Annotated in this window: 1 protein-coding gene, 3 rRNA genes and 2 pseudogenes (1 of these 6 running past the window's edge); 5 read left to right on the top strand and 1 reads right to left on the bottom strand. The window is 36.9% G+C overall.

Features of this window, described 5'->3' with window-relative positions:
- The 4 genes and pseudogenes from CLSA_RS20990 to CLSA_RS24660 all read left to right on the top strand — a co-directional run.
- Positions 1-917 (top strand): 23S ribosomal RNA (locus CLSA_RS20990); it begins 1,993 nt to the left of the window's first position.
- A gap of 62 nt (positions 918-979) precedes the next feature.
- Positions 980-1,096: ribosomal RNA gene (gene rrf, locus CLSA_RS20985) — 5S ribosomal RNA — on the top strand.
- A 698-nt stretch (positions 1,097-1,794) separates the two neighbouring features.
- Positions 1,795-2,370, top strand: a complete 576-nt coding sequence (locus tag CLSA_RS20980) for a DJ-1/PfpI family protein (RefSeq protein WP_022750621.1) — start codon at positions 1,795-1,797, stop codon at positions 2,368-2,370.
- Between the two features lie 498 nt (positions 2,371-2,868).
- Positions 2,869-2,970, top strand: a pseudogene (locus tag CLSA_RS24660) (hypothetical protein); the annotation flags it as partial.
- Between the two features lie 196 nt (positions 2,971-3,166).
- Here CLSA_RS24660 and CLSA_RS22710 read toward each other — a convergent pair.
- Positions 3,167-3,361 (bottom strand): annotated as a pseudogene (locus CLSA_RS22710) (hypothetical protein); the annotation flags it as partial.
- Positions 3,362-4,340: 979 nt separating this feature from the next.
- Here CLSA_RS22710 and CLSA_RS20975 point away from each other — a divergent pair.
- Positions 4,341-5,853 (top strand): 16S ribosomal RNA (locus CLSA_RS20975).
- The last annotated feature ends 147 nt before the right edge of the window (positions 5,854-6,000 follow it).

The raw sequence follows: 6,000 nt of genomic DNA, 5'->3' as shown, positions 1-6,000 counted from the left end.
TGTGCACTGTCTCAACTGCAAATCCGGCGAAGTTGTAGTGCGAGTGAAGATGCTCGCTACCCGCGATTGGACGGAAAGACCCCGTAGAGCTTTACTGTAGCTTAGCATTGAATTTCGGTATTGTCTGTACAGGATAGGTGGGAGACTGGGAAACTAGGGCGTCAGCCTTAGTGGAGTCGTTGTTGGGATACCACCCTGATAGTATTGAAATTCTAACTGGATGCCATGAAACTGGTGACAGGACATTGTTAGGTGGGCAGTTTGACTGGGGCGGTCGCCTCCTAAAATGTAACGGAGGCGCCCAAAGGTTCCCTCAGAACGGTCGGAAATCGTTCGAAGAGTGCAAAGGCAGAAGGGAGCCTGACTGCGACACCTACAAGTGGAGCAGGGACGAAAGTCGGGCTTAGTGATCCGGTGGTACCTCGTGGGAGGGCCATCGCTCAACGGATAAAAGCTACCTCGGGGATAACAGGCTGATCTCCCCCAAGAGTTCACATCGACGGGGAGGTTTGGCACCTCGATGTCGGCTCGTCGCATCCTGGGGCTGAAGTAGGTCCCAAGGGTTGGGCTGTTCGCCCATTAAAGCGGCACGCGAGCTGGGTTCAGAACGTCGTGAGACAGTTCGGTCCCTATCCGTCGCGGGCGTAGGAAATTTGAGAGGAGCTGTCCTTAGTACGAGAGGACCGGGATGGACTGACCTATGGTGTACCAGTTGTTTCGCCAGAAGCATAGCTGGGTAGCTAAGTCGGGAAGGGATAAACGCTGAAAGCATCTAAGTGTGAAGCCCACCTCAAGATGAGATTTCCCATAGCATAAGCTAGTAAGACCCCTTGAAGACTACAAGGTTGATAGGTCAGAGGTGTAAGTGCGGCAACGTATTTAGCTGACTGATACTAATAGGTCGAGGGCTTGACCAATATAATCAAGTTGTAATACATTAAGAACTGTGTGCAATTTTGAAAGAGCAAAACTTTCAAAATCTCGTGGTGATGGCATAGAGGTAACACTCCTTCCCATTCCGAACAGGACAGTTAAGGTCTATAGCGCCGATGGTACTGCATGGGAGACTGTGTGGAAGAGTAGGACATCGCGAGGTAAGCATAAACGATAGTTGTAATAACTATCGTTTTTTATTTTGTTTGATTTTTTTCCGCTTTTTTAATTATTTCTTTTGCTATTTTTAAAGCAAGAATAATTGTCTTTTAAACAAGTAATTAAATTTTCTATTATTCTATTCAATATAGTTCGTCAATCATCTTAAATAATCCATATCAGGTTAAAATAAAAGGTAGATAAATACATACTATAGGAGTGCAAAGTGAGAATTTGGATAATATAAATTCATCATATTATCAAGGTTTAATGAATTATATGCCAAGTGTATTAATCAGGAATTCTATATTTTTAGTAAGAAATTAAATATAAATATTATTTAATTTTAATCATTATCTGTAAATTTAAAATTATTATATTATTAATAATAAGAATTAGATGAAAGAAAATAATTTACAGATAAATAAAAATAAACTAATGAGAATTATTCAATAAATAGTTCCAGGGAAGCAGATTATAATGGTTCATGTCATTGCAAGTCCAGATTTGGTACAAGCACGATTTAGGATTGCGGTTGTGAGAATATTTTTTTTTATAAGTTCATATACTTGTGAAGAAATATATAATTGTCTTAATAATTTAAGGGAATATGGAAATATAATGCCGTAGGAAAAATAAAGAGTTTAAAATTTATTATAAAAATGTTTAAAATGTACAAGTTAAAAAAAGGAGTTGGTATGTATGAGAAAAATTTTAATGTTAGCAGGCGATTTTACAGAAGATTATGAAGTTATGGTTCCATATCAGGCATTAGAAATGGTTGGATTCAAAGTTGATGTAGTATGCCCAGATAAAAATTCGGGTGAATACATTAAAACTGCGATACATGATTTTGAAGGATATCAAACATATACTGAAAAAATAGGACACAATTTTCAATTAAATGCTTCATTTAATTATTTAAAATTAGAAGATTACGATGGTTTATATATAACAGGAGGACGTGCTCCTGAATATCTTAGACTTAATAATAAAGTTATAGATATTGTAAAATTTTTCATCGATTTAAATAAACCTGTAGCAGCAATATGTCATGGAATTCAAATATTAACTGCAGCAAATGTTATAAAAGGAAGAAAATTAACTGCATACAGTGCCGTAAAATCTGAAGTTATTTTAGCTGGAGGCTTATTTCAGGATATAAAACCTGACGAAAGTATAGTGGATGGAAATCTAGTAACATCACCAGCGTGGCCAGGAAATACAGCAATTTTAAAAGATTTCTTGAATCTTTTAAAAGTCAATATACAATTGTAAATATTCACAATGTGAAAGTATAGTTATATAATTGTTAACTGAAAAGAAATGGTACTCTTGCTACTCGGTTGATATAGAATATTGTTTAGGAATTTATGATAGCAAAAGTTGTACTGATTTCTGTAAGTTTAAAGTCAAACTTGTGACAAGCAGAAAAAACTTTTAGTAAAAAAATACTAACACAATATTTTTAATGTAATACTGTGCAGAGGAGTATCATTTTTCTTATGAAAAATTAATTTTTAAATTTGTCTTAGTTTGTAATTAATATATCTAGGTAGATAAATAACTTTTCTTATCTTAAAACACCTATACTATAAAGTGGAAATGCTGTCGTGCAGTAAGCAATTGAAAATGAGCTGTTAAAGGCACTTAATAGAAACTCCTGCAAAGTTTTCATAGTCTTATAAAACAATAATGATTTTAAGTGTAATTAATTATGTATGAGTTTATAAAATTAATTTCGAAGAATTTATCTATTACTATCCGTGATGACGAATTATAGTTGGTGCAATTACAAAGAATTCACGTTCGACTGAAATTTGTCATGAATTTTCTTATCATTGTGTAGATAAAGAATTTGAAAGAATAGGAACAAGAATGTCAGATCTATTTCAAATTCCTAAAGAAACAACTAATGAATTAGAAGAAGTGTTTGAACCAGAACGTTTGATAAATATATATATACATATTTAAAAGAAGATAAGAACATTTCAAAAGAATTAAATCATTTTTTAGATTTATACCAAGCTTTAAATGCTTTATTGAATGATTTTTATATCGCTAGACATAGGCGTTACAGGAAGATGTTCGGTATTTGGTAATACTGTGTAGTGGCAGCCTCATTGTATGAAGGTAATTTATTGGTTATGAAGTAGTTTTGTTTTCTACAATTTTTAGCTTTACTGATAAGTATATATGCTGAATGATAGTTTCTAGATTTAGTTAAATGAAACGTTAAAATAAATTTAATTTCTGAATCAATAGCTCGGTATAGACAATATTTTTAACCATTAATAAATACAACAGTTGTATCAGTGTGCCAATTGTTGTATTGTAAATTTAAACTATATTTGAATGTATCCGCCTTTTTTGAAATTTCAGCGATCATTAAGAAAGTTAGGGATAAGTAAGGTATGTGATAATTTTGGCTGAAAAAATATATGCGAGTCAATTAGGAACGCAACGCTACGTAAAATAGTTCTCATTCTTCATTGGAAATAAATATATTTCAAAGTATTAATTTAGTTTATAGTTTAGTTGTCTATGGGGATGGGGCTAACCAGAATCTTATACTGAACAAGCCCTTGTAAATTAATATGTTTAGTGATTATTCATAGTTAGAAAATGAACTTTATTACATCAAGCTATAATTATAACAATTTGAAATTAAGATTAATTAATAGTTAAGACTAGTATATTTTATAAGAGTTTAATTATATGTATATGCAAGCTCTTTTTTATTTTTTAATATAACAAAACAAAAAAGTTAGTGATGGAGATTTTATTTTTGTTCCTATCAGTTATATGTGTGAATAATTTAGGTTAATTCAGGATAGTATAGTAATCATAATATTCAACATAATGAGAAAATAGCATGACAACTATTACTGGTGTGTCAATATAAATAAAAATTAGAATTATGGAGAATTATTTAAAAATATAAGAATAATTTAAAAAAATAGGGAAAATATAAATAAGAATAATATAATAGAGGTGATAAGATAATAACACGTCATAAGACAACACAAAAATACGAACAACAATTTGAACTAAATGAAAGATAAAAAAAGTTTAAAAAAATTGTTGACAGAATTTAAGTCAAGTGATAAACTAAGAAAGTCGCTTGAGGGTGACAAAAATTAACAACGAAAGTTGTGAAAAAGATGGTCTTTGAAAATTGAACAGAATATAATAAATACATTTAAGTAAACCAGCAATTTTTATTTGAGTAAGCTAAGATTAAACTTTTTATTGAGAGTTTGATCCTGGCTCAGGACGAACGCTGGCGGCGTGCTTAACACATGCAAGTCGAGCGATGAAGCTTCTTCGGAAGTGGATTAGCGGCGGACGGGTGAGTAACACGTGGGTAACCTGCCTCATAGAGGGGAATAGCCTTCCGAAAGGAAGATTAATACCGCATAAGATTGCAATATCGCATGATATAGCAATTAAAGGAGTAATCCGCTATGAGATGGACCCGCGTCGCATTAGCTAGTTGGTGAGGTAACGGCTCACCAAGGCGACGATGCGTAGCCGACCTGAGAGGGTGATCGGCCACATTGGGACTGAGACACGGCCCAGACTCCTACGGGAGGCAGCAGTGGGGAATATTGCACAATGGGGGAAACCCTGATGCAGCAACGCCGCGTGAGTGATGACGGTCTTCGGATTGTAAAGCTCTGTCTTTAGGGACGATAATGACGGTACCTAAGGAGGAAGCCACGGCTAACTACGTGCCAGCAGCCGCGGTAATACGTAGGTGGCAAGCGTTGTCCGGATTTACTGGGCGTAAAGGGAGCGTAGGTGGATATTTAAGTGGGATGTGAAATACTCGGGCTTAACTTGGGTGCTGCATTCCAAACTGGATATCTAGAGTGCAGGAGAGGAAAGTAGAATTCCTAGTGTAGCGGTGAAATGCGTAGAGATTAGGAAGAATACCAGTGGCGAAGGCGACTTTCTGGACTGTAACTGACACTGAGGCTCGAAAGCGTGGGGAGCAAACAGGATTAGATACCCTGGTAGTCCACGCCGTAAACGATGAATACTAGGTGTGGGGGTTGTCATGACCTCCGTGCCGCCGCTAACGCATTAAGTATTCCGCCTGGGGAGTACGGTCGCAAGATTAAAACTCAAAGGAATTGACGGGGGCCCGCACAAGCAGCGGAGCATGTGGTTTAATTCGAAGCAACGCGAAGAACCTTACCTAGACTTGACATCTCCTGAATTACTCCGTAATGGAGGAAGCCCTTCGGGGCAGGAAGACAGGTGGTGCATGGTTGTCGTCAGCTCGTGTCGTGAGATGTTGGGTTAAGTCCCGCAACGAGCGCAACCCTTATTGTTAGTTGCTACCATTAAGTTGAGCACTCTAGCGAGACTGCCCGGGTTAACCGGGAGGAAGGTGGGGATGACGTCAAATCATCATGCCCCTTATGTCTAGGGCTACACACGTGCTACAATGGCTGGTACAGAGAGATGCTAAACCGCGAGGTGGAGCCAAACTTTAAAACCAGTCTCAGTTCGGATTGTAGGCTGAAACTCGCCTACATGAAGCTGGAGTTGCTAGTAATCGCGAATCAGAATGTCGCGGTGAATACGTTCCCGGGCCTTGTACACACCGCCCGTCACACCATGAGAGTTGGCAATACCCAAAGTTCGTGAGCTAACGCGTAAGCGAGGCAGCGACCTAAGGTAGGGTCAGCGATTGGGGTGAAGTCGTAACAAGGTAGCCGTAGGAGAACCTGCGGCTGGATCACCTCCTTTCTATGGAGAAATCTAGATCAGCATGATGTCTGACTAGTATAGATACAGTTATGTATCAAAATTTAAATACTTACTCGACAGGTTACTTAAGTATTTGTTCTGTTCAATTTTGAAAGACTATGTCTTTCAATGTTCTTTGAAAATTGC

The organism is Clostridium saccharobutylicum DSM 13864, assembly GCF_000473995.1.
Lineage (GTDB): Bacteria > Bacillota > Clostridia > Clostridiales > Clostridiaceae > Clostridium > Clostridium saccharobutylicum.
The sequence above is the reverse complement of the archived record's forward strand: the minus strand, read 5'-3'. Positions and strand labels throughout refer to the sequence as shown.

What these genes read in the sequence shown, in the direction of transcription:
- CLSA_RS20980 (WP_022750621.1), top strand. Translation starts at nt 1,795, where the DNA reads ATGAGAAAAATTTTAATGTTAGCAGGCGATTTTACAGAAGATTATGAA.